Annotated in this window: 11 protein-coding genes; 5 read left to right on the top strand and 6 right to left on the bottom strand. The window is 69.4% G+C overall.

The window, feature by feature from the left end; genetic code table 11:
* Positions 1–9: 9 nt before the first annotated feature.
* The 3 genes from ACH01S_RS44430 to ACH01S_RS15680 all read right to left on the bottom strand — a co-directional run bounded on the left by ACH01S_RS44430 (position 10) and on the right by ACH01S_RS15680 (position 11,519).
* Entirely contained in the window at positions 10–876 is an 867-nt protein-coding gene (locus ACH01S_RS44430; protein WP_169809276.1) for a hypothetical protein, read from the bottom strand.
* On the bottom strand, positions 873–7,877 hold the full coding sequence (locus ACH01S_RS15685) for an RHS repeat-associated core domain-containing protein (RefSeq protein WP_148344808.1): 7,005 nt from the start codon (positions 7,875–7,877) through the stop codon (positions 873–875). The genes ACH01S_RS44430 and ACH01S_RS15685 overlap by 4 nt, the downstream gene beginning before the upstream one ends.
* 135 nt (positions 7,878–8,012) lie before the next feature.
* On the bottom strand, positions 8,013–11,519 hold the full coding sequence (locus ACH01S_RS15680) for a LamG-like jellyroll fold domain-containing protein (RefSeq protein WP_246237217.1): 3,507 nt from the start codon (positions 11,517–11,519) through the stop codon (positions 8,013–8,015).
* A gap of 774 nt (positions 11,520–12,293) precedes the next feature.
* On the opposite strand from ACH01S_RS15680, the gene ACH01S_RS15675 reads away from it, so the two are divergent.
* The 5 genes from ACH01S_RS15675 to ACH01S_RS15655 all read left to right on the top strand — a co-directional run bounded on the left by ACH01S_RS15675 (position 12,294) and on the right by ACH01S_RS15655 (position 21,675).
* Entirely contained in the window at positions 12,294–12,512 is a 219-nt protein-coding gene (locus tag ACH01S_RS15675) for a hypothetical protein (RefSeq protein WP_067891575.1), read from the top strand.
* 621 nt (positions 12,513–13,133) lie between these two features.
* Positions 13,134–14,723 (top strand): outer membrane protein assembly factor BamB family protein, encoded by a 1,590-nt coding sequence (locus ACH01S_RS15670; protein WP_218010277.1) that lies wholly within the window; start codon positions 13,134–13,136, stop codon positions 14,721–14,723.
* 114 nt (positions 14,724–14,837) lie between these two features.
* Complete coding sequence (locus ACH01S_RS45350) at positions 14,838–16,424, top strand: polysaccharide deacetylase family protein (protein WP_218010276.1); 1,587 nt, start codon at positions 14,838–14,840, stop codon at positions 16,422–16,424.
* Positions 16,425–16,465: 41 nt separating this feature from the next.
* Positions 16,466–21,196, top strand: a complete 4,731-nt coding sequence (locus ACH01S_RS15660; protein ID WP_067891568.1) for a lysylphosphatidylglycerol synthase domain-containing protein — start codon at positions 16,466–16,468, stop codon at positions 21,194–21,196.
* Between the two features lie 134 nt (positions 21,197–21,330).
* Positions 21,331–21,675, top strand: coding sequence for an STAS domain-containing protein (locus tag ACH01S_RS15655; protein WP_083980731.1), 345 nt, complete (start codon positions 21,331–21,333; stop codon positions 21,673–21,675).
* A 169-nt stretch (positions 21,676–21,844) separates the two neighbouring features.
* Here ACH01S_RS15655 and ACH01S_RS15650 read toward each other — a convergent pair whose 3' ends face one another.
* The 3 genes from ACH01S_RS15650 to ACH01S_RS15640 form a co-directional block, all read right to left on the bottom strand.
* Positions 21,845–22,582: a GyrI-like domain-containing protein gene (locus ACH01S_RS15650; RefSeq protein ID WP_148344810.1), complete on the bottom strand. Its 738-nt coding sequence runs from the start codon at positions 22,580–22,582 to the stop codon at positions 21,845–21,847.
* A 286-nt stretch (positions 22,583–22,868) separates the two neighbouring features.
* Positions 22,869–24,479 carry a S1 family peptidase gene (locus ACH01S_RS15645; protein WP_169809274.1) on the bottom strand — a complete coding sequence of 537 codons (1,611 nt, stop codon included), beginning with the start codon at positions 24,477–24,479 and terminating at the stop codon, positions 22,869–22,871.
* Positions 24,480–24,612: 133 nt separating this feature from the next.
* A complete protein-coding gene (locus tag ACH01S_RS15640) occupies positions 24,613–25,608 on the bottom strand; it encodes a hypothetical protein (protein WP_169809273.1) in 996 nt (331 codons plus the stop codon).
* Positions 25,609–25,617 lie beyond the last annotated feature (9 nt).

The raw sequence follows: 25,617 nt of genomic DNA, 5'->3' as shown, positions 1-25,617 counted from the left end.
GACTTCCACTTAGCGATCGACCAAATTCTCCAAAGCCTGCTCCAAGAATTCCCCGGGGTAGGACTGCCGGTAGGAGCCATCGAGAAGACCCACTGCGCGCGCCTCATCAATCTCGATCAGCCGAATCTCCCCAGACGGCTTCTCGGCGGCACCGAATTCACCGAGTTCCATGCCGGGCCATTGCAAGTCCGGCGCGTGATAGATCTCCGGTTCCGCAGGGAATAGAGATAGGAGATCATCGTCATGGCCGACGACCTTCCAGGCTCCATTAGCAACGAGCCGATCATCCGTGTAAATAGGAAACTGACGCACCGTCAGATTTCCCCCGCTCACGATCCTCGGGATGTCAAATTTTCCACGAAGAAGACCGAGTGCAGTGCCAAAGCGGTTTCGCGCCACGACCGAAGCCAAATAATATCCGCCACCCCTAGCTGGGCTAGCTGGGATAGCCAGGATAGCACCGATTCTAGGCTTACTGATGTTCTTTACGGCATCGACAGTCAGTTCCGCGATATCACCTCCGGCAACATCCTCCAGAGAAATTCTGGGATCCTTGAGGGCCGACGTCAGAGACGAGGCCAACTTCGACGTCGACGAAAGGCGACCATCTGCGCCCTCCGCCATGGCGGCCAGAAATGAAGTGGCGTCAACGAAGATCGAGTCGTTCAGCTCGCCCACTAGTGAGCCGCCCAGGCCCGAATAACGCCTGCCCCCTTTCAAGTTCACGTTGAATGCGAGCGGCGCCGGATACACTCCATGCGATGCCCATCCAAGGAGTTCCAGAAGTTCTCCAAGGGACGGCCTCCTGCCGACTTGCTCCCCGAACTCTGCCGAGATTGAAGCAAGTTCGGAAACCAATGCTTCGACGTCACTCACGGGCACCCTCCAAGCTTCTTCGCCTCGTAACCTTCGTATTCGACCCGCTTCTTTCCAGCAAGCGGATTCTGGCGATTGCCACGGTAGTTGTTACCGTTTCGACCGATATATGTACCGTACTGCTCCATGAGCCGCTGCTCCATGAGCCGAGCCTCACCATACGTCCTCGTTCCAGGCATCAACCTCATGGAGTCTCCGTTCGCGAGGCTGAACCGGTTGTGGTTGTTCCCGTGGCGATACTGAGTACTCGCCGGGGTAGCGCCCGGACCGAACATTCCGGAGTAGTAAACGTTACCGCCGCGATCGACAAGTACATAATTGCTGTACCCAGGGCGATCGAGGTACCTGAACCTAGCATCTCCCCCGGCATTGTGAACCAGGAACGGCGTAACCCCTGCCAGCACATAGTACGTGTGAAAGTTGGCGGTTGTAAGGTTATGGACGCGCTGGTGTTGGACGGTCCAGTGCCTGGTTGTGGTGATCTGGACGTAGGTGCCAGCGCTGGTGCGGAGCCACATGCCGGGTTTGAGCTCGGCGGCCTTGACCCAAGCGTTGATGTTGCCGGCGACCCAGAAGGGATGAGCGTCGGTGGCGATGACGACACCGCTGTTCGCTCCCTTCAGGGTGTGAGGCTTGGAGGCGCTACGGCTTGGCTCATCACCGGTGAGCTGGAAACGGACCGGGGCGTCTCCATCGATGCTGATCTGGATTAGGTTCTTGTCGCCCTTGCTGGTGATGGTGCCCAGCACGGGTTGGGCCGTGGTCATCCCTGTTTCCGGGTCGGTAGCAAGAACCTTGTCGCCGACTTTGATGTCCTCGATGGCCTTCTGGCTGCCGTCGGCCATGAGCACCGAGGTACTTGGGACAAAGCTGCTACACCCTCCGAGTCCTCCCCCTGCTCCGGGGCGACCTCGCCCCATTCCACCGATGCCCTCGGCGCCGGTGACGCCGCCGTCTCTGCCGAGGGACCCGTCCCAGCCACCTATCCCTGCACTGAGGAATTGTCCTCCGGACATGCGATCACATGTGAAGTGGCCGATTTGGCAGATTAGTTTGCCGAAGTTGCCAAGACGACCGAGGTCTCCGATTCCACAGGCACTACTGTCCCCACTGTTGACGCCGCATTCAGGCATCAACTGCGGGTCCAGCGGACCGAGATCCCCATTGTGGCGGTCATATACCATTTGGAGCATCTTGTAGACGGCGGTCCAGTACACTACGAGGTTCGGGGCATGCACCGTCTGGTCGCCCCAGCGGGCCTTGACTGGCTTGTCGACTGGGTTCCCATCGGCAGAACGGGTAGGCGGGTGTCCGAAACCGCGAGGCGGGTTTCCGCAGTCGTGGCCGCAGCCGCCATTTTTCGCTGGTGTCTTGTGACCGACGTTGATAACGCCGTTGCCGCAGATGTCGGGAGGGCAGGTGCCGTCGGGGTCGGCGTAGGTGGTGGGGTTGTTGTTGGCGTAGGTGTAGCCGTTCATCTGTTGGGGGTCGGCCTGGTCCATAAGGGGGTCGACGGAGATGAAGCGGCCGGTCTGGGGGTCGTATTGGCGGGCGCCGAGGTGGGTGAGGCCGGTCGGGTCCTGGGTGCCGCCGACGAAGCCCTTTTCGCCGGGCCAGGTCGCATCCTCGTCGAAGCCGCGGATGTTGCCGAAGGGGTCGAAGCGGCGGATGGTGGTCTGCTGGCCGGCAGCGTTGATGGCGGCTTGGGCGCTGCCTTGGGTGTCGGCGGTCAGGTAGGTGAGGGCACCGTCGGAGGTGCGCATCACGACCGTCTGGTCGGCGAAGGTGTAGTAGCGGGTGCCGGTGGCGGTGGCCGCGCCGTTGAGGGCGCGTAGCTCGGTGCCATCGGGCATGTACAGGGTGGCGCCGGCGGGGTCCTTTCGGATGAGGCGGTTTCCGTCGGCGTCGTAGACGTAGGTCTCGTCGTTGCCGTTCTCGGTGACTTTAGTCAGTTCGCCTTCGGTGCCCCAGTCGAAGGTCTGGGTGCTGGTGGACGGGCTGCCGTCGGCGGTGGTGCGGGTGGTGGTGTTGCCAGTGGCGTCGTAGGCATAGGTCTCGGTGCGGTCGCCTTCGCCGCCGGTTTGGACGACCGTGTTGAGCCGGTTGCCGTTGCCGGGGGCGGCGTAGGTGTAGGTGCGGGTGGTGTCGGGTTTGCCGCCGGTCCCGTGCAGGGTCTGGGTCTTGCGGTTTCCGGCGGTGTCGTAGGTGAAGGTCTGCCAGTACGGTGCGGGACCGCCGATCAGCGCCGTGGTGGGTTCGGTGGCGCAGGGGTCGGTGGTGGTTTGGGTCCAGGCTTCGGTGAGGCGTTGCAGGTGGTCGTAGGTGAAGCATTGGTTGTCGGTGCCGTCGCGGGAGTTGTCGGCGATGGAGGTGACGGTGCCGGCGTCGGTGTAGTGGTAGGTGGCGTTGCGGTCGGCGCCGCTGATGCCTGCGCGGGTGGTGCGGGCGTTGGCCAGACGCTGGGTGCCGTACTCGTAGGAGAAGGTCTGCCAGGCCTGTTTGGTGGGGTCGGTCCCGTACTCGACGAGCGTGGGTTTGCCGGTGGGGGTGTATTGGGCTGTGTTGACATAGGTGGCTTTACCGGTCAGTCCGGTGGGGCGCTGCCAGGTGTCGTAGGAGTAGACGAGGCTTTCGCCGGGCAGTCCGCCGGCCGCGGGCATGGTCTGGCCTTTGACGGTGCCGTCGGCGTTGTAGGTGGTGGAGAAGGCGTAGGTTCCCGCGAGGGGGCCCTGGGAGGCGGGGACGGTCAGGGTGGTGGTTTCGGGGCGTCCCAGGGTGTCGTACTTGTAGACGCCGTTGGTGTAGTCGCCGTTGGCGGTGTGCCGGGTGGCTGAGGCGAGCTTGCCCTTGCCTCGAGTGCTGGTGTCGTAGGTCCAGGAGGCCAGGATCGGGCCGTCGGCTGATCCGTCGTGGGTGGCGGTCTTGCGGCCTTGCCCGTCGTAGTCGATGAAGATCTTCTTGCCGCGGGCGTCGGTGGTGGAGGTGACCTGGTCCAGGTCGTTGTAGGTGAAGGTGGTGGCGCCCTTGTCGGGGTCTGTGGTTTGGGTCTTGCGGCCGCGCAGGTCGTAGGTGGTGGTGAAGGTGTTGCCGGACGGGTCGGTGACCGAGGCGATCTCGCCGGCGGGGGTGTAGGTGTAGGTGGTGGCGTCGTAGTCGCCGGTGGGGGTGGCGGCCTTGTACTGGCGGCGTTGGATGACCTGGCCGCGGGCATCGGTGATCTGGGCGGTGGGGGTGCCGCCGCTGGGGGGTGTGACCGAGACGCGGTTGCCGCCGCCATAGGCGTAGGTGGTGCGCCACAGTTCGCTGTCGGGCTGGTCGCCGTTGCCGGTGCTCAGGCGTTCGACGGTCTTGCGGCCCAGGCCGTCGTAGTCGGTGTGGGTCTGGGTTTCGATCTCGCCGGGAACGTCGACGCCGAACAGGGTGGCTTCGGGGGCTCCAGTGGCGCTGTAGGGAGCGTAGGTCTTGGTGGCCTGCCCGCGGTTGTCGTAGAAGGTGTCGGAGATCAGTCGGCCGTCCGGGCCGGGGGCCTGGATCTGGCGGGTGCGGAGCAGCCCGTCGAGCAGTTCGATCTGTCCGAGTTTCTGGTTGCCGTCGGCGGTGAGGGTCTTGGTGGTGACCGCGACAATCTGTCCCTGGGTGACCCGGTAGGAGTATTCGTAGGTGGGGTTGTCGGTGGCTTTGCGGCGGTTCGGCAGCCAGACCTTCAGCAGCCGTCCGAGCGGATCGTAGGTCAGGTCGGTGCGCAGGTTGCCGTTGGAGACGTCCAATTCGGTGACCGGCAGGCCCAAGGCGGGGTCGAGTTGCTGGGTCCGGGTCAACGATGTGGAGGAATCCCCGGGTTTGGCCGGAGGACCGGTCGTGGTGACCTGGGTGGTGAGGCCCTGGGTTTCGCTGTAGGTGCTGGTAGTGACGTGGCCGGCGGCGTCGGTGGCCTGGATGGTTCGCCCGTAGGCGTCGTAGCGTGTCTCCGCCTGGGTGGCATAGGTCGCGGCGGTGCCGTTGTGGGAGGCGATCTTTTCGACCTTGGTGACGTTCCCGACCGTGGGTCCGTCGCCGAAGCCGCCATTGTCGTAGTAGGTGCGGACGTCGGACACGACCTGGGTGGACCGGTCGGGGGTGGTCGAGCAGTTGACCGCGACGGTTTCGACGCGGGACGGGGAGTTCACCATCCAGGCGCCGGTGTTGTCGGCGTAGTTGGTGGTGGTGCATTTGTCGTCGGCCGCGGTGGTGACGTCGCCGAGGTCGTCGACCTTGGTGGTGCGGCCCACGCCGGGGCCTGAGGCCTGGTAGGTGTTGTCGCTCTTGGTCTGGGTCCAGCCGCCGCCGTCCTTGGCCGTCCAGGTCTGGGTGGAATCGGTGGCGGTGACGTTGGCGGTGGTGGTGCCCCATGACCGTGTCCGGGACGCGGTCTGCGCCTTCCACGGGGTGTTGACGGTCTTGGTGTAGACCGGGCCGCCGGGCTTGTCATAGGTGACGGTCTTGAGCGTGAACCCGGCGAAGGGGTCGTGGTCGGTATGGGTGCCGCCCTCACCGTCGGAGACGGTGACCGACTTTTCGCCGCCGTCTTTGTTCTTTCGGTCGCCGTCCATTCCACGCAAGTAGAAGGTGTCGGTCTGGGTGGCGGGATCGTTGTAGTCGCCGGTGAAGGTGCGGACCTGGCCATAGCCGCGCCATTGCGACCAGGTCTTGTTCTTGTCCTTGGTGAGGCCGTCATCGTCGTCGTAGTGCCAGGCGGCGCCGCCCAGGTACTGGTATTTGGTGACCATTTCCGGTGAGCCGCCGGTGAGGTCGGTCTGCATCACGCTGGTCACCACGTACTTGTGGAACCAGTCGGTCATCGGTTCTTCGTGACCGGGCGGTGTCCAGATCACCGGCATGCAGCGGGTGGTGTTGGTCTCCGGGGTGGGCCGGTCCGTCGGGGAGCAGCTCGATTCGGGGGTGGAGTAGCTGACGTCGATCTGCCCGCCGGACTCGTCGTCGATCGCTCCGACCCGGTAGCGGACGTAGCGCTGGATGTCGTCGCCGGTCCTGTCCAGCCGGTTGGGCAGTTGGACGTTGCTGATCGTGGTCTTCGGCAGCGTGACGAACGTCCCGTCGGCGGCGTGGCCGGTGTGCTGGATGCTGGTCAGCAGCAGGTCGCGGTCGATGTCGGCCAGGCCCCAGGCGTGGGTGAACGCCCAGGAGTCCACCGGCCGGTACCCCGAACCGTCCGGTTTGAGGATCTGGGTGGTGACCTGGGCGAGGCGTTTGCGGGACCAGAACGTCGGCGAGAGCGTGCCGTGGGTGTCCTTGCATTCCTGGCCGGAGTCGCAGTGCATGTCCCACGGGACGTCCCACCACGAGTCCGGCTTGTCGTCGATCTTGGACGGGTCGCAGTCGAAGGTCGCGTCCGGGATGCAGCGTTCGGCGGGGGTGAAGCTCACTTGTGCGGGCGCTTTGTCGAACAGTTTGTCCTTGCGCATCCCATAGGAGATCGTCTTCAGATATCCGCCGCGCACGTAGGGGGTTTCGTCTGCGGCCTTGAGGTTGCGGCCGTAGTGGTTGGTCTCCTTGGCGTAGCTGTAGACAATGGCGTTACCGGACGGGTCGACGACGTAGTCCAGGTTCCATCGGTAGGCCTGCTGACACCACGAATCGGCGAAGGTCGACCTGTGGCAGAACTCGTTATCGTCGTCGCCGAACACCGGAGTGGTCCAGGTGGAGTCGGTCTCGGGCTTGTCTTTCACCCAGCCGGGTACGCGATTGAGGCCGAAGAAATACTGGACGCCGTCGGTCGTTGTGACCTTCCAGTACTCCCCGTCGTCGTCGCCGTTGCCGGTGTCCCTGTCGGCGAGCTTTTCGAACTTGGTGCCGTCGTCGCCCTTCATCCGCCAGGTACCGTCGGAGGCCTTGATCAGTTCGCCGCCCTTGCCGTTCCAGGTAACGGTCGCGTTGTCATATCCCCAGCACAGATCGCCTGGCGAGTTTCCCCACTCGTCCTTGGGCGCGCCGTCGTCCTCGCACGACTTGTAGCGCCGTTCGATGTAGCCCGGCCAAAGGTCGAATCCTTCGCCGAGCCAGGACGGCTGGCCGTTGGTGTTGGCGGTCTTGCCGTCGACGCTTCCCGATGAGTAGGTGACCGCGACGTTCGGGGTGAGGCCGCCGGGCACGGGCGGCACCCGCATCGGATACGACCAGCTGAACTCGCCGCCGCTGCCCCCGGCCTGCCAGGTCGCCGACGCCTCCAGTGAGGTCGCCTTGAAGTCACCTTGCGGCCCCGACGATCCCCCCGCGGCGACCAGGAGCGTTCCCGCCGGGCCCCCGGACGGGGCCGCTGTGGCAGTCGGGGCGGGGGCGGCTGTGACCTGGGCGGTGAGGGTCTGCTCGCGACCGTTGTTGACGGCCTTGAGCGGCGCGGCCAGTCGGCATTCGGGCCTGTCGGGAGTGCTGAGCGCGCACGCGGGCATCTGGTACAGGCGCAGTCGGGATCCGTAAGAGCCGCCGAACGCCTGCGCGAATTGCGAATAATCCAGTTCGACGCCGACCTGACCGGCCTGTGATTTGTCGGTGCGGGCCACGGTGAACGCCAATCCGTCCACACCGGCTCTGGGCGCGGTGGCGCGGTCCAGCACCGATACCCGCACTTTCGCAGCGGCCCCTATCCCGTTGCGTACGCCACGCTTGTCGGCGGGCAGCACCCGCACCGGCAACGCGTCCGCCCGCACCTTCTCCTTGGTGTCGGCGGGCACGGACACCTCGCTGGTGCCGGGCCTGGGCCAAGCGGCCTTGGCGGGCGGCCCCGGTTTCAACGTCGTCGTCTTGCGCGGCCGGACTTTCAGGTCATGGCCTTTGACCGGATCTTCGTGATCGCGGATGGTCGGACGGTGTGCGTTGGGTGGTTCGGCGAGCGCGGGCGGCGGAGCCGACAACAGCCCGGCGGCGAGGGTCACGGCCATGACCGCCGCGACCGCGCGGGCGCTCCGGGGACGGGACAGCACCAGGGTCTTGCGGCCTGTTCTCACGGCTTCCTCCTGCGCCCACGCGCGCCTGCTCCAACCCCGAGAAGGCCCGGGGCCACGAACCGTTGGATCTGCTGGATTCGGCGGCAGGCGCCCGTGCACATGGCACAAGGCGTCTGCCGCGCATGGGTGCGGTGTTTAGGGTCCGTCGTCGGTGTCGAGTTCGATCGGCTGGCCGAGTTGGGCGATCTGGGTGGGGCTCAGGACGCCTCGATACAGCCAGACGTCGTCCAAGGCCGTAGGCCAGAAGCCGGTTCCCGCACCTCCCCCACCGAGGGCGTTGCGGCCGACCTGCAGCCCGCCAGTGCCTTTGAAGGGACGTACGTCGCCTTCTTCGGAGTCGCCTTCGGCGCCGTTCACCATGGAACCGTTGATATACAGGCTCATGGTCCGGTTCGTCGCGTCGTAGACGACCGCGATGTGGTCCCAGTCGTCTTCGGTATAGGCCGAATTACTGGTCAGGCGCTGTGGCTTGGAGGCGTCACCGGCCGGGAGATCGGCGTTGTTCATCTCCAACTGCCATACACCCAGATCCGCCGGCTCGGCCGCGTCCGGGACATAGCGCAGCGCGAACGCATTGGTCTGAGTTCCGGGGACGGAGAACACCGTGGCCGTCGACTGCGGCCGCTGCAGGTTCTGCACCCAGCCGGACAGGGTGAAGCTCTCGTCGGTGGAGATCAGCGCTTGCCCCGCCGCAGGATCGACCGGGTCGGCCTCGGCGTAGGCGCCCAGTCCGTTCAACTGCAGTCCCGCTGTCGACACGAAGGGCCCCTTGAACCCCGCGCCGGACGAAATGGTCGCACCATTGCGCAGCTTCAGCGGCAGCGTCGTTCCACCATGGGTTTCACCGGCGCTGAGGTCGCCGGTCGCCGCGTTGAGTTTCCATCGGGCCTTCAGGACCGGGGCCTGCTGGTACAGGTCCGTGATCTCCTTGGCGGAGAGGATCCGGTCATAGACGTGGACGTCGTCGATCATCCCGTGCCACTGGTCGGCGGGATTGCCGAGCCATAGGCCACGCCCGATCTGGAACCCGTGGGTCGCGTTCCACGCCGCGGGCACGACCGGGCTGGGAGTGCCGGCGTCGCCATTGACGTAAATCTGCAGCTTCTTGGTCTGGTCGTACACGCCGACCAGATGGGTCCAGGTATTCAGCTCCGCCGGATTCTTCGATACCGCCTGGGTGGTGCCGGCTTCAGCGGAGTCGGACGGCGCCATCGCGAACACCCATTTGTTCAGAGCGCCGTCGTATTTGAGGTAGAAGCCACTCTTGGACGTTCCGTCCTGGCTGAGGACGGTCTGCGTCACGCCCGCCTGGGTCAGGTGCGCCCACACCGACACCGCGAACGGCTTGCCGGTGTCCAGGATCGGCCCGCTGGTTCCAGCCGAGCCCGTCCCGTCCAAGGTCAGCGCCGTCCCGAGCTGTCCCCGCTGTCCGAACGTCCCGCCGCCGCCCAGGGCGGCGGTGACCGCCGGTTCACCGTCGCGGGTCTGCGCCGCCGCGGCTGTGGAACCCGCCGGTTCGTTCAGCGTGAAGTGCGCCTTGGCCGGGGCTCCGGCATTGACCAGGAAACTGAGGCTGGCGGTCGCCGAGTCCTGCGCCGAGGACGCCAACGCCATCACGCTCACCGAGTTGGGGCCGTACCGGTCAGGTGCCAGCGTGATCGTCCGCGCGGCGCCGGCGGTCGTGGCCACCGTCATGACCGGTTGTTGGTTGAGTCTGACCTCGTATCGGTCGGCGACTCCCTCGGGATCGGCGATGGTGAACGATCCCGCCTGCCCGACGCCGCCGTGCCACTCACCGTCATCGGGATAGTCGGTCGAGGTGATCGTCGGAGCGGGTTTGGACGGGTCGTAGATGAAATAGCAGGCCGGTGCCGCACCCGTCGAGGACCAGGGCCCATACAGTTCGCCGTCCCACGCTCGCGCGTGCCAGCCGATGAGCGTCTTCTGCGGGATCGTGCCCGGCATCACGACACTGCGCGGCGTCCCCGATCTGGCCGCCGGAGCGATCAGCCCGGACGACCACCGCTGAATGAAGCCTTTCCCGTCTCCGGTGTCCCAATGGGAGGCGAACTCCGGCTGCACCTTGTTGGCGTCCTCGTCATCGGGATCCCAGAAGTACCCCGTCAACTTCGGCACCCGGTTGATGACGACCGGATCGTTCCCGGGTGCGCACAACCCGCCGGGATCGGTGCTCATCGACTTGTAGTTGACGGTGTAGGGAGGATTGTTGTACTGGATCGTCAGGAAAGCGTCGCTAGAGAACCGCTTCCACCAATCCATCGTCGACTCGCTGTAGGCCTTCAGCCCGAACGTGATGTCGCCATATCCCTTGTCCAACGCCGACTGCACATGCTCACGCAGCAACGACCCGCCGAACTCCACCGGCGCCCTCGAACAGTACGCCACATCCCGCGAGGTGAGTCGCTCGCCCCAGGCTCCCCCGTCGTTCCACGACCCGACCGTGTTGTTCCAGGTCGCATACGACTTCAACTGCAGAGTCCGCCACAGCTGGATCGAGGTCGGATTATTGCAGTCGTAAGCACCGGTCTCGAAGGCGGTGAACTCCACAGCCTGGACGTAGCGGCCCTTCAGCGACGGCAATTTCACCTTGTAGAACAGCCGCTTGGTCTGGTTCTTGACGCAGTTGCCGTCCTTGGCCACCTCACAGCGTCCGACACCCTCGGTCGACTTGCCGCCGAACTCGTAATACGACTGGCTCGGATAACCCGATGACACCATCCCCCACGCGGACGCCTTGTGCGCTCCCCACACCGGATCGATGTACACCGGGAACGTCGTGTCCGGCGCGGTCAGCAGGCCCTGATCGGGGGTCAGGGTGAGTGTGCCGCCGGAGATCGCGACATCGACCGGCGCCGTCTTGGCCCCTTCCGCGGGCCCCTCCCCCGTGTCCATCGCCCGCGCCTGCGGCACGGTCGCCGTCGGCGACCCCGCACCGCCGGCCGCTGTGGAGGAGTCCCACATCATCGGCGACGGCGCGTCGAACACCGTCATGCCCGAGGACGTCCTGGCCGACAGCACCCCGCTCGCCGGCTCCCGCGTCACCGACAGCCCCGGAGCCGACAACGCCAGCGCCAACTGCGCCAGCCGCGGGTCCTTGGCGGCCTCGGCCGTCTTGACCACCAGCGTGTGCGCGAAACCGTCCGCCTCAGCCCGCAACTGCAGATCGACGCCCGCGCCCAGCACACCCGCATACGTCGCGGTGTCACCGGCGATGGACGGCTCCGGCAACGGCTGTGGCCACGTCAACGCCAGCTTGCGACCGGCACGTGTCATCTGCGCCATCGGGCCGCTACCACCGCCAGAGAACCGCAGCCCGACCGTCGTCGCGCCCGGGACCACGCCATCGCCGGAACGTTGCAAGCCGGTGTCGATCGCGGCCCACTCGCCGTCCTGGCGAGCACGGATCGGCTGGATGTGCTGCTCGACCTCCATCCGCCCGTTCGGCAGCGCCCGCACCGTCCGGTCCTCGCCCCGCCCCGCCAGCACCTCCACCGGCTCACCCGACCGCCGGGCCGCCGCCAACGCCTGCTCCTCAGTCGCCTCCGCCCTCGGCTCGGCAGCATGAACCGCCGGACTCGGCAGCACCGACAACAAAGGAACCTGCACCAATGCGGCGACCATCACCAACACCAAAAGGTGGGCCAACGACGCCGGACGCCGCCATAACAACGACCGAAGAACAGACGCGCAACGGCAAACAAGGCCGCGACCCATATGAACCCCAAGACGTAAAGGGTGATCAAAACCGCCTCAACGTAACCCGCCACCCGAAACCTGAAAAGATCTCCGATTGATCCTTCTTTGTGATCTAAATCACATGAATGCTCGGTAGGCCCGAAGGGGACGCTGAACGTCTCCCTTTAATCGATCCAGGCAAGAGTGACGGACAGTCGCTTATCGATATCTGTACGCGATCAGAGAACTGACCGGTTTCGGCCTCAGCATGGCGTTTCGATAGATAGCCAAATGGATAGAGCAACAATCCGCGCCCTGCTTCGGAGGCGAGAAAAGCCCCACTCACCAAGCCCCGGCCCAGCGCTCGGCGGCCTACGACTCATCCGCCTACAAGCGGAAACCAGAGTGCAGAGTGACGCACCCGCCATTCAGCACCGAACGTATCCACCCACCATCTCGACCATACGGTCGCCGACAGCCTCGGCGACCCGACGGCCAGGCATCCCCGAAATGAGCATCCCCGCCGGCCGACCTCGCCATCCAGCAGCCGTGACGGGTCGGGAGACGACGCCGACAACACACCGGACACCATGCCCCAGGCGAGCGTCCTTGCCGCCACGCCCTGGACCCGAGGCCACTCCGGCAGCGACCTGTGGGCGGCGTGCCGGACAGTCCCTCCACCCAGGCGGCGACTCTTCGACGACCAGAGGGACACTGTGGATGTGCGCCTTCACCGACGAGTTGCCGAAGCCGTCCACGGCGCGATGGCGAACAACCCCCCGCAAAGGCGCCTCTCACACTTGGAACGACATCGGCAACCAGATCGTCGACGTCATCATCCACGCGATAAGCCTGGTGGAACTACAGACGCTCGACGGCGAGAAGATCCTCGCCACAAGGCTCGCAGCCATCGCCGAACCCTCCGGCCTGCCCGGCTGACTCGGCCGATCAGCGAGCCCTATCGAGCTTCATACCGTTCTCGCGCGTGTCTCCGGCCGCACGTCCGGGATGGTTGACACCGAGACATCGACCAGCGCCAATGGCTCGTGAGCGTCGGCATCGTCCAACATCGAGCTGCCGTTCGACGCGGCCGCTGTTCGCCAATTCGTCGTCCCGGCCGGTCAGCATGGAGGCCCGCTCTGTGATCAGCAGGGCTCCCAGGTCGTCGGTGATCTCCTTCTGCGGCCCCTGATCCCGCTTCGGGGCCGCGCGCTTGCCCCGCAAACGCCGCATGGTCGGCGGGTTGATGCGGATGTGTCTTGTCTTCCGGCGTTTCGGGGGACGTCCGAGAATCCGTTCAACTTCCCGGGTGTCCTTGGCGTCGGTGTGGAATTGAGCGCGTGCTGGGCTGGCCGGGCCTCGGGATCGCTCCGTTGGGGAGGTCGGCGCCGTGCGGCGGATCATCTGGCTCGCGCTTGCCAACTGCAGGGTTGCACGTCGCTCGGGTCGGACACCGGGCCTGGTTTTTGTGAAGTCGCGGATCTTGTGTCAGGGGCGGATCGACGTGATCCGGTGCCGCTGTCAGACTGGTGGAAATGTCACGATCTAGGGGTGGTTTCCGTGCGTCGTTTACGTGGTCTGCTGGTCCTGTGCTGTCTTGTGGCGCTGCTCGGCGGCACGGCCGACGCCGCGGCGGGTGAGGACGCCGGCGTCGCGCGCGGCGACTGGCCTAGTTGGCAGGGTGATCCCGCCGGATCGCGGTTCAGCCGCGCTGAGCACCGGATCACCCCGGGCACCGTGGGGCGGTTGAAGCTCAAATGGGCGTTCGCCTACCCGAAAACCGGGGCGTGGGTGAAGAGCCAGCCCGCGGTGGTCGGCGACGACGTGTTCTTCGGCGGTCCGGACCGGATGTTCTACGCGGTGGACGCCAGGACCGGGAAGCCTAAGTGGCGGTTCGACCTGGGCTCGGTGGGGTCGAGCCCGATGGACGGGGTCGCGTTCAACGGCGCGACCGGGGCGGCGGTCGCCGAGGGCAAGGTCTTCTTCGGCGACAGCCGCGGCTATGTGTACGCGCTGGATCAGCACACCGGAAGGCTGATCTGGGCGGTGCAGACCGAGGACCATCCACGCGGCTGGCATACCAGTTCGCCGCTGTACTACCGGGGCAGGATCTACCTCGGCGCGTCCAGCGCCGAGCACGGTGTCGGCAAGGACTACCCGTGCTGCACCTTCCGCGGGCACATCGACTCGCTCGACGCCGCGACCGGAGCGCTGGTGTGGCGCCGTTACACGGTTCCCAAACCGCGTCCGGTGGGGACCTGGCCCAGCGGCGCGACGCGGTACGAGCCTTCCGGCGCGGGCGTGTGGGGCTCACCGGTCATCGACGAGGCGACCGGCACGCTCTACGTCGGCACCGGGCAGAACTACTCCGGGAACGGCGGGGACTTCGACACCCTGTTCGCACTGGACGCGGCCTCCGGAGCGGTGCGGTGGAAGCGCCAGGTCACCGACGCCGACAGCTGGCGCGATCTGTGCAACGTCCCCGATGGTGCGGGGTACTGCCCCGGTCTCAAGGACAACACCGCACTGGACTTCGACCTGGGCTCTACGCCGAACCTGTTCCCGGTGCGGGGACGCCTGCTGGTGGGGGTCGGCCAGAAGAGCGGCGTCTACCACGCCTTCGACGCGCGGACCGGTGAGGTGCGCTGGCGGCGGCAGCTGTCGGTCCCGTCACCGCTGGGCGGGGCCACCGGCATCCAGTGGGGCGCCAGTTACGACGGCACGCACCTGTACGCGGCCACCTACTACGCCGATCCCGGCACCCTGAACGCCCTGGACCCGGCCACCGGCAAGGTGGTGTGGACCACGCCCAACCCCGCTGACGGCTGCACCCGGGGTGGCGCGGCGCAGTATCCCGGGCAATGCGTGCTGGCCCACACCCCGGCGGTCACGTCGAGTCCGGGGCTGGTCTACGAGGGCAGCACCGACGGCAAGATGCGGGTGTACTCCGCGCGGACCGGCGCGGTGCTGTGGGAATACGACACCATCCGGGATTTCGCGGGTGCCAACGGGATACCCGGGCGCGGCGGCTCGATCGCGGGCAACGGCGGCGCGGTGGTCGCGCACGGCACGCTCTACGTCCAGACGGGATACGAGCCGATGTACCCGAGCGAGCGCGGAAACGTCCTGCTGGCCTTCGACCTCCCCTGAAGCCCCGGCGGCATTGTTCGAGTCCTTCGGCGCATGGTGGAGGACGTTCGTCCGCTGCCCTGGCCAACGGCGGCGGCGGACGCTGAAGGCCCCCACGAAGGACGGTGAACGACGATGCGACGCATCACAGCGCTCTCAGCGGCCGTGCTCCTCCCGGCGACCCTGGTGACGACGCCCGCCCTGGCCGCACGCCTTCCCGTTTCCATGGCCCGCGCGGCGGCCGCGGACGTCCCCACCTCCACGCCCGGCGTGGCCGGATGGCCCGACGGCGACGGCTTCGACGTGGCCTACCGGGCCTCGACCACCAACGTGCTGTACCGCCGGTTCACCGACGGCGCCTGGTCGGCGCCCCTCGACCTGAGCGGCCACCTCGTCGGCGGACCGGCCGTCACGTTCGCCGCCGGGAGCCCCCACGTCTACGGCCGCGGAACGGACGGACGCCTGTGGGAGCGGATCCGCCTCAACGGCGCCTGGCAGCCCTGGACCAAGGTCGACGACCTGGTCGTCAGCACCGCGCCCGCCGCCGTCGGACACCCCGACGGGCGCGTCGAGGTGGTCGTACGCGACGCCGCCGACCGGCTCAAGACCAAGACCTACACCCCCGGATCGGGCTGGAGCGGCTGGACCGACCTGGACATGACCGCCGACACCGCGCCCGCCGCGGCCCTCACCGGGACCGACGCCGTCCGCGTCGTCGTCACGGGCCGCGACCACGCCGTCTGGACCCGCACCCGTACCGGCGCCGCCTGGTCGGACTGGACGTCCCTGGGCGAGACCACCTACAGCGTCCCCGGAATCGCCGCCGACGCCGCCACCGGCCGCACCTGGGTGTTCGTCCGCGACGCCGCCACCCACCGGCTGCGCGTCCGCGCGTTCACCGGCGCCTGGGGCGACTGGCAGATCATGGGCGGCCTGTACGTCGACGGGCCCGGCGCGTCCTTCGCCGGGGGCAGGACCGTCTCCGTCGGACGCGGCCGCGACGGCGCGTTCTGGACCCGCACCATCACGGGCACCACCTGGACGACCGACCGGCTCGCCTGGGCGCCCGGCCCGCCGCCCGGGGTGCCGTCCGCGCTGCGCGGCAGGAACGTCACGCGGATCCCGACCACCGCCAAGGTCGCCGCGCTGACCTTCGACGCCGCCTGGGACGCCTCCGGCGTCGCCTCGATCCGCGCCACCCTCCAGCGTGAGAACGCGCCCGCCACCTTCTTCCTGGTCGGCGACTTCACCCGCGGATTCCCCGTGTACACCAACCTGCTGGCCGGGTCGGGCTTCCGGATCGGCAACCACAGCGACACCCACCCCGACTTCACCAAGATCAGCGACGCGACCGCCCGGACCCAGGTCACCGCCGCGCGCACCGCGATCTTCAACACCGGCGGCGCCGAGCCGCGCGCGCTGTTCCGCTTCCCCTACGGCGCCTACACCGCCTCCGACGTCACCCTCCTGAACGGTCTGGGCTACGTCCCGGTCGGCTGGACGGTCGACTCCCTCGGCTGGCAGGGCACCTCCGGCGGCCAGACCGCCGCCAAGGTCACCGCCCGCGTGCTCGCCGCCGCCCGCCCCGGAATGATCGTCCTCATGCACGTCGGCGCCAACCCCGACGACCGCACCACCCTGGACGCCGACGCCCTCCCCGCGATCATCAAGGGCCTGCGCGACGCCGGCTACTCCTTCACCACCCTCGACGCCCTGAAATGACCCGGGGCCGCGGGTCGAACGTCCCGGGAAGGAGCGCACCGGTGAGCCACACCGTCGAGCGCGAACCCGTCGGCTCACCGGCGTCCCGTGGCGGCGGCGAGGCCCGGGGACGCGGCCGGACCTGGTCCGGCCGCGTCCTCGCCTTGCTGATCGTCACCGCGATCTTCGGCAAGGTACTGCCCCATCTGGTCGACCTGGAAAGGGTCGCCGAGATCCTGCGGACGCGGGTCAGCGCGCTCGACCTGGTCGTGCTGTCGGCACTCACCGCCCTGTCGGTGCTCGCCTCGGCCGCCTGCCTCAGCGCGGCGCTCCCGGGCCTGGGACTCGCCCCGGCCTCGGTCATCAACGTGGTGACCACCGCGCTCTCCTACGCCCTGCCGGGCGGCGGGGCCGCCGGGGCGGCGCTCAACGTCACGATGTGCCGCGACCTCGGTTTCCGGACGGGCCCGATCGCCCTGCAGGTGCTGGTGACCGGCCTCTGGAACGTCCTCACCCGGCTCACCCTGCCGCTGCTCGCGCTGGGCCTGCTCGCACTGGCGTCGGACGCCCCCGCACAGGTGCGCGGGGCGGGGATCCTGGGGCTCGCCCTGGCCGCCGCGCTCCTCGCGCTGGCGGGCGCCATGCTCTGGCACGATCGCGCGGCGTCGGCCGTCGTGGCGCTCGGCGCCCGCGGCGCCCGGACCCTCGCGCGGCTGCTGCACCGCGAGATCGACGACCACGCCGCCGACGTGGCGCGGTTCCAGGCCGGGGCGCGCGAACTGATCCGCGACCGGTGGCCCGCGCTGACCCTGTCCTCCGTCGGCTACCACCTCTGCGTGTTCGCGGTGCTGTATGTGTCGCTCCAGGTGGCGGGCGCCACCCGGGTGGGCGTCCTGGAGGCGTTCGCCGTGTACACGGTCGCGCGGCAGGTGACCGTCGTCCCGCTCACCCCGGGCAGCGCGGGCGTGCTCGAACTCGCGCTGATCGGAGGACTCGACCTCACCGGGACGGACCTGCCCGCGGCCACGGCGGGAGTGCTGCTGTTCCGGTTCTTCACCTACCTGCTCTACCTGCCCGCGGGCGGGCTCCTGTGGCCGTGGTGGCGGTGGGTCCGCCCGGCCGCCGCCGCACGGCCGCGCGAGGCCGCGTTCCGCCACCCGATGGACGCCGTCCGGCTGGCGCTCGCGCTGGGGTCGCTGGCGGTGCTGGGCGCGGTGGGCCGGGGCGTGCCCGGCTGGGACGCCGATCTGTTCCGGCTGCTGAACGACCTCCCCGACGCGATCGAACCGCCGATGTGGCTGCTGACGCAGGTCGGCTGGATCGGCGCGACCGCCTGCGCCGCGCTGGCCGCGGCCCTCCTCCGCAGATTCCGCCTCGCCGCAGCGTTGGGCGGGAGCGGGGCGCTCGCGTGGATCACGGCCGAGGCCATCGCGGACGTCTCCCGACGCCCGCGTCCAGCGGCGCTGCTGGACGATGTCGCGCTCCGCGCTGACGCCACCGCGTGGGGAACCGGGTTCGTCGCCGGGCACATGGCGGTGGCCGCCGCCCTCGTCACGGTCGCGGGCGCCTACCTCCCCCGTCCGTACCGGCGCGTCCTCTTCGCCGTGGCGGCCGCCGCCGGCGTGGCGGAGGTCTATCTCGGAGCGCACTTCCCCGTGGACGTGCTCGGCGGGGCGGCGGCGGGCTGGGCGGCCGGAGCCGCGGCGCTGCTCGTCGTCGGGACGCCAGGGCACCGGCCCCGGCTCGCGGCGGTCCGAGACGCGCTCGCCGGCCATGGGCTGACGGTGACGGACGCGCGCCGGACGCCGGGCGACCAGCGGCACGCCGTCCCGTACACGGTGACCACGCCCGCCGGACGGCTGTTCGTGAAGGTGATCGGCCGCGACCAGCGCGACGCGGACACGCTGCACCGGCTCGGACGCCTGTGGCGGCGCAGGCCCGGTGAGCCGCCCTTCGCCACCGCCAAGCATCTGGCCGAGCATGAGGGCTACCTGCTGATGCGGGCCCGGCGCGCGGGGGCGCGGGTCCCGGCCGTCCAGTTCGTGACCGAAGTCGCCCCGGGGAGTTGGGCCCTGGTCGTGCAGCATGTCGACGGACGTCCGCTGGACGAAGCCGACGGGGCGTCCGAGGAGACGATCGACGACCTGTGGCGGCAGTGCGCGGCGCTGCGCCGCGACCGCATCGCCCACCGCGACCTGCTGCCGGAGAACGTCCTGGTCGACGAGCGGGGACAACCCTGGATCGTCGGCTGGGGACGGGCGGAGACCGACACGCCGCCGGCGCCGCTCGACGACGACGCGGCCCGGCTGCTCGCCATGACCGCGCCGGTCACGACGCGCGCGCGGGCGCTGACGGCGGCGCGGCGCGCCCTCGGCCCGCGCGCGGCGGCCATGCTCGCCGGCCCCTCTCCCGGCCGCCGGGAAGGGACGCGATCCTTCCGGATACCGCGCCCGCGGGTGGGCCGGTTCGCAGTGTTCCCGCCGAGGGCACCGGCCACGGCCCGGCATCCGGCCGACGTCCTCCGGCTCGCGGTCGGGCTCGGTGTCTGCCTGTCGTTGGCCGTCTTCGCCGCGGACGGCTTCCTCCTGCGCCCGGAGGCCGACGCGTTCCGGCTCGTCAACGATCTGCCTGGCTGGCTGTTCCGGCCGGTCGAGATCGTGATGCAGGCCGGCGCGCTCGGGGCGGTCGCCGCGACCGCGGCGGCGGCCCTGGCCGTCCGCCGGGTCCGGCTCGCCGTCGATCTGACGCTCGGCGGTTCCCTGGCGTGGCTGCTCGCCAAGCTGGTCAAGGACCTCGCCGACCGCGGCCGGCCCGGCGCGCTGCTGTCGGAGGTCGTGCTGCGCGGCGCGCACGAGGGCGGGCTCGGATTCGTCTCCGGCCACGCCGCCGTGTCCGCCGCACTGGCCACCGTCGCCGCCGCGCACGTCTCCCGCCCCGTCCGCCGGGTCCTGTGGACGGTCGCGCTCGCGGTGCCGGTGAGCCGCGTCTACGTCGGCGCCCACTTCCCTCTCGACGTCGTCGCCGGAGCGGCGCTCGGCTGGGCGGTCGGCGGTGCCGTCCACCTCGCGCGCGGGACGCCGAACCACGTCCCGGCACCGGCTCAGGTCGCCGCCGGGCTCGCCCGCTGCAGCCTGGACGGGCCCGACGTGAGGCCGCTCGACACCGACGCGCGCGGCTCGGTCCCCTTCACCGCCGTCACCGCCGACGGCCGCGCCGCCTTCGTCAAGGCCCTCGGCCGCGACCAGCGCGACGCGGACCTGCTGTTCAAGGCGGCCCGGTTCCTGCTCTACCGCGAGGTCGAGGACGAGACGCCGATGGCGAGCCCGAAGCGGCAGGTGGAGCACGAGGCGTACATGCTCATGCGCGCGGCCGCCGCCGGCGCCCGCGTTCCCGCCCTCATCGGTGTGGCCCCCGCCGGTCCCGGTACGTGGCTCCTCGCCGAGGAGGCGATCGACACCGACGGGGACCTGGCCCGCGCGCTCGACGACGTCTGCCTGCGCCGCCTGTGGTCGGAGGTCGCGAAGCTGCGCGCCGCGCGCATCGCCCACCGCGACCTGCGGCTCGCGAACGTCCTCGTGGACACCGGCGGGAACCCGGTGCTGGCCGACTTCGGTTTCGCCGAGGACGCCGCCGGGGACGCGCGGCTGGCCCAGGACGTGGCCGAACTCCTCGTCTCCACGGCCCTCGTCACCGGCGCGCGGCGCTCCGTCCAAGCGGCCCTCGACGTGCTTGGCCTCCCCGCCACCGAGGCCGCCGCGCCCTACCTGCAGCCCCTCGCCCTGGCACGCTCCACACGGACGACGCTCCGGGACCGTCCATATCTCCTGGACGAACTCCGCGAGGCGCTCACCGGCGTCGGCGCCACCCGCGCCGCCCCGCGACCGCTGTCCCGGCTCCCGTCCCGGCCCTGGTTCCTGTTGATCCTCGTCGTCGCCGGATACGTCACCTACCACGCGCTGATCGGCATCACCGGTCCGCGTTCCCCGCTGACCGTGCTCGCGCACGTCCACGTCCGCTGGCTTGTCGCGGCGGCGTTGCTGGTGACGGCCTCCTACGCGGCAGGCGCCCTCTCCCTGATGGGCGCCTCCCCGCGCGACCTGGCCTTCGGGCGGACCCTCCCGCGCCAGGCCGCCGCCTCGTACGTCTCCCGCCAGCACCCGACCGGACGGGGCGGCGACGCCGTCCTCGGCCGGTACCTTCGCGACCACGGCGCCGGACCGGCCGAGGCCGCCGCGACCGTCGCGCTCACCAGGCTCACCGGCGGACTCGTCCATCTGGTGGCCCTGGTGCTGGCCGTGCTCTCGGCCACGGCACAGGGCTGGGGATCGCTACACCCGCCCGGCTGGGCCGGGCCGCTGATCATGGTCGTTTCGACGATCGCGGCGTTCGGCGCCGTCCTGCTGTGGCGCCGCCGGGGCGAGATCGTCCCACCGCTGCGCGCCGCCGCCACCGGGCTGCCCCAGCGGCCGCACCGTCCCGCGCGCCTCCTCGTACTGCTCGGGGGCAGCTCCGCCGTCACCACCTGCTCGGTGCTGGCCTTCCTGGCCGTGTGCCGCGCGACGGACATTCCCGTCTCCGCGACCGTCCTGGCCGCGGCCTACCTGCTGCTGATCCCCCTGCGACTCCTCGGCCCCCTCCCCGGCGGCCTGGGCATCGTCGAACCGGTCCTGGTTCTGGCGCTGGTCACCTTCGGGACGGGACCGACCGAAGCCTTCGTGACCGTCCTGCTCTACCGGATCCTCAGCTTCTGGCTCCCGATCCTCCCCGGCGCCCTGACCTACCACCGCCGGTGAGGTGGACCGGACGCCCGAACACGCGTCCTTAATGGACGTTGGCGGGTCACGGTGGGGACGAACGTCCCTACTGGGGCATCGGGGCGACCAGAGAGTCTCTGAGTAACGGGAAAGGCTCTCGGGGAGGAACCGTCATGGGCGCCATTCTGCAGGGCGAATCCGAGCAGTTCGCAACCGTGGTCAAGAGCACGGGTGGACCACCGCGCGTGTTCGCCTCCGGCGAGCTGGACCTCGCGTCCGCCGCCGACTTCGGTAGGGAACTGACCCGGCTGATCGACGAGCGGGGCCCGGACGTCGTCGTCGACGTCTCCTCCCTGGCGTTCTGCGACGCCCGAGGCTTGGCGGCGTTCGTCGCGGCGGAGAGGGCCGCCCGCCGCCGCGGCGGCGGGATCACGCTGGCCGGTGTCCGTCCGCAGCTGGCCAAGATCCTTCGGATCACCGGCCTCGATCGCACATTCGCGAGGCGAACGGCCTTGTGAGGCGGCACATCACGATGAGCGCCTACGTCCGGCACCGCCCGCGCCGTGCGGCCTCCACGATGAATTCCGCGCCGCCCTCTTCGATCAGCGCCACCGTCGCCGACTCGGCGTCGGCGATCTGACGCACGCGCTACGCGACCAGCGTGGTCACCTGGCCTCGAACTCCTCCTCAGCCACCCCGACCGTGACGACGGTGTTCCGGCTGGAGAAGCGCGCATTTCCGTTCGGCGATCAGGCGCGGGTAGTCGCCAAAGGAGCCACGGCTTCGATGGGGTGACGCAGGATGGTGTGCAGCTTTTCCGGAGGGCTGCGGCGCGGGTCGCTGAGATAGATCTCGTGGTGCAGTCCTCTCGGCCGGTGGCCGGTGGCCGGTGGAACGGATGCCATCGTGCAGACGGGCGATCGAGGGCGTTTCGTCGGCGTAGGGGCCGATGTGCAGCACCTGGGCGCAGCGGCCTTCCTCCCAGCGTTCCAACCGCAGTCTGTCCAGAGCGTGCGGGTCGGTGTGCGCCCTGACCCGGCCGACGGCCGCGGCGACCAGGTCCGCGCCGACACCCTCGGGCTGGACGATCACCGCCCGCCAGCGCCATCGGTCACGGTCGGCATCGGCCAGGGACGCCTGCCCCAGCGTCACGGCCTTCAGGAGAGCGAGCTGCCCGGGGTCGTCCACCCACCACTGCGCCTCCAGCGGCATCACCGCCGGCGCCTGGCCGCGTTCCCTCCTCAGCCGGAAGTGGACGGCGTAACTCACCGCGTACAGCATGGAGGTGGCCGCCGCGAACGCCTCGCCTCCCGGAGCCCCGCGGCCGTCGATCATCAGATAACCCAGTTCGGGCACGTCCACGATGTCGAACGCACCCTTGCGGACGCGGTACAGCGATGCCAGCTCCGCAGGTAGTCCAGCCATGGCGTGTGCTCCTTCCGCGGCGTCCCCGTTCTCGCGGGGTTCCTGGCATCCACGTTCCTGACCGGGCACGGGCGTCGCCAGGGGCGAAAGGCCTCAGCCGACCGGGATCTCGCGCGACCCGGCGGCCCGTTCACTCCCTCTGGTGCGCGGGGCGCGCGGGATCTCGGCCCGGCCGAGGACGAGTCGTCCCCGGTCCCCGGGACCTCGCGGTCGCTGGGCCGCGCGATCGGGGTGACGAATGGGGCCCGTCCCCGATCCCGGTGGACCGGAGACGGGCCCGGCGGGTTCAGCGAGGGCAGAAGGAGTTGACGTTGGCGTCCGCGCGCCGTCCCTCGGCGTCGAAGACCGACACCGAGACGAAGACGTCCTTGTCGCGGCCGCACTTGCCGTTGATGCCGACGTGGTTCTCGTCGTAGTCGTTGATCCGGGTGGCCGACAGCGCGTTCGTACTCACCTGGACCTGGTCGGGGTCGGTGCCGCCGTCCCAGTACAGGTCGCAGAAGAAGGAGGAATACGGCTCCCCTTCGGGGCCGGGCGGCCCGCTTACGGTGTCACAGGCGAACGCGGTGATGAACGGGGCGGGGAAGGAGGGGGTTGGGCCGGACAGCAGGAGCCGCACGTTGAGGTCGAGCTGGGTCTGGTTGATGGGCTGATAGCCGGAGGTGTCGAGGGGCGGCTGACCGCAGGCCGAGGTCGAGACGGTGCCCTGCGCCTGACCGGTGATCGGGTCGAACACCGGGCCGCCCGAGTCGCCCGCGGCGCTGCAGAAGCGCACGTCGTTGAGGTTGCGGATGGTGACCACGTCGCCTGGGCCTCCCTCGAACTCGGCGGGTCGGTCCCGGTCGATTCTGACCAGCGGCCCGCAGCGGTACTGGGACGTGTTGCCGAAGCTGCACAGCGTGTCATTGACCCTGGCCGCCTGTGATCCCAGGACCGGTATGTTGCCGACGTTGGTCCGCACCAGCGGTTGCGGCTGGGGGACGACCCCGCCGAGGATCGGGGCGACCTGGACGAATGCCTGGTCCCGTAGGCGCCTGGGGCTGATGGGGTTGAAGGACTGGAAGGTGGACCGGACGGTGTTGCCGACCGCCTGGCCCCCGATGGTGATCAGGTCGGTGGCGAGGGTGCAGTGCCCCGCCGTGACGAAGCCGGTGGGCCCGCCGACGAGCGGCCGGACGCCGAATCCCACGGTGCAGCCGCCGCGCCGGCTCCGGAACCCGTCGCCGCCGACCAGGTCGGCGGTCAGCTTGGCTGGCCCTGGGCTCTTTTCATAGGCCACCAGGTCGGCGGACACGCCGGCGTCGGCGACCCAGCGGGCGGCCGCACGCCGCGCACCGGGCGCCGCCGAGACCACCAGCCGGTTGCGCACCGGGTCGATGTACCAGCCGTCCACGGCCTTGCCGGGCAGTTCACCGGCGCGGGCGCGCAGCTTGAGCCGGGCCGTCTCCAGCTCGCCGCGGGCGTGGGCGACCAGCGTGGGGGTGGCGCCCGCAGCGCGAACGGCCGGGGCGACGCGCTGGTCGGTGACCGCGACCATCAGCGCCGAGCCGTCGGCACTGAGCCAGGAGCCCGCGAAGTACCGTCCGGCGGCGCGGCGGGCCCGTGACTCGACGGCGTCGGCCGCGTGCTGGCGGCCGAGCCGGGTGATCGCCTGGGCGCGGGTCAGGTGCATGTCCCGCCGCATGGCCTCGATCACCTTCGGCGACGACCGCGCCGTTCTCTCGCCCACCCCGGGCGTCGGCGTCAACAGGACCGGCCCCGCCGCCGGGCTCGGCGCGGGATCGGGTTCGGCGGCCGCGGGACGGGCCGGCGCACCGGCCACGACCAGCGCTGCCAGCAGCATGCACGACGCCGCCGACAGGGCCGAGAAGGAGGAACGAACCAGCGATGTTCGCATGGGACACCTCGGAATCGAGCCGAAATTCGGACGGTGGGTATTCGCCCGTCCGGCGCCGCCCGGATGAGGCGCCCGCCGACGTGGCCAAGACCGGCCGCGGGGGCACCCCGGGTGGAGAGGTATTCCTAGTAGCTCATCGGGTCCAGAGGACCGCGTGGAGGTTCGAGCCGTCGGGGGACGTCGCGGAGGCGCCGACGAGCTGGCCGCGATCGTTGATGCCGTAGGCCGCGGCCGAACCTCCGCCGGGCAGCCTGGGCAGCGAGACGGGCCCGCCCCGTCGCCAGACCACGGCCTCGGCGTCGATGAAGCCCGCGACCTGGTCCAGGTTGTTGATCGCATGGACCTGAGCGAACTCGCCGGGCGGTGAGGCCAGCGGGACCAGAACCCCGCGGCGCCAGATCGAGGCGTGCCCGCCGCTGTCGTTCAGGGCGACCCGGTGCCGTTCGTTGGCCGCCGCCGGGTAGGACGGGGCGTCCGGCACGAGGGTGACGGGCACATCGTGCCGCCATGCCGTCGCACGCCCGTTCATGGGGTCCTCGGGCAGGTAGCGGTGGCCCACGATCCAGCCGTCGTCGGTGATGTCCCGGGCGAATGACGCCTGTCCAGCGGGATCCAGATCGATCATGCGGCCCGCGTGCCACCGGAAGGCATGCCGGGCGTTCCCGCCGGGGACGGTGCTGTTGCCGACGACGTCGCCGACGTTGTTGATGCCCTCGGCATAGCTGTCACCACCGCCCGGAAGCGTTCCGAGATCGCGCATCCGCCCGTCCTTCCAGAGGAAGGCGTGCGTACCGCCCGGCGTCATGCTGAATCCGACGACCTCATCGCGGTCGTTCAGGTCGGTCGCGACGCTGAACAGCCCACCCGGCAGCACCCCGAGGTCGATGACGCGGCCGTCGCGCCAGAGCGCGGCGTGATCGTCGCTTTGCCCGGCCGCATGGCCGGACTCGTTCACCGCGTACGCCTCAGAGCGGCCACCCGCGGTCAGGCTCCCCAGATCGACGACGCGGTAAGCCGGGCTGTCCTGAACACGCGTGGCGGCCGTCGCGGAGGGCGCGCCGAACAGCGCGGCGCCCAGGGCCACCGCGATCGCGCTCGCCGAGCCGGAATTCCGCAGAGATTGGTTCATCATTGTGAC

This window comes from Actinomadura chibensis NBRC 106107 (genome assembly GCF_001552135.1).
GTDB classification, from domain to species: Bacteria; Actinomycetota; Actinomycetes; order Streptosporangiales; family Streptosporangiaceae; genus Spirillospora; species Spirillospora chibensis.
This window is presented reverse-complemented; position numbering and strand designations above follow the sequence as displayed.

Coding starts and splice junctions, on each gene's coding strand:
- ACH01S_RS15680 (WP_246237217.1), bottom strand. CDS start 11,519: ATGGTCGCCGCATTGGTGCAGGTTCCTTTGTTGTCGGTGCTGCCGAGT.
- ACH01S_RS15675 (WP_067891575.1), top strand. CDS start 12,294: ATGTGCGCCTTCACCGACGAGTTGCCGAAGCCGTCCACGGCGCGATGG.
- ACH01S_RS45350 (WP_218010276.1), top strand. CDS start 14,838: ATGCGACGCATCACAGCGCTCTCAGCGGCCGTGCTCCTCCCGGCGACC.
- ACH01S_RS15655 (WP_083980731.1), top strand. CDS start 21,331: ATGGGCGCCATTCTGCAGGGCGAATCCGAGCAGTTCGCAACCGTGGTC.
- ACH01S_RS15650 (WP_148344810.1), bottom strand. CDS start 22,582: ATGGCTGGACTACCTGCGGAGCTGGCATCGCTGTACCGCGTCCGCAAG.
- ACH01S_RS15645 (WP_169809274.1), bottom strand. CDS start 24,479: ATGCGAACATCGCTGGTTCGTTCCTCCTTCTCGGCCCTGTCGGCGGCG.
- ACH01S_RS15640 (WP_169809273.1), bottom strand. CDS start 25,608: ATGAACCAATCTCTGCGGAATTCCGGCTCGGCGAGCGCGATCGCGGTG.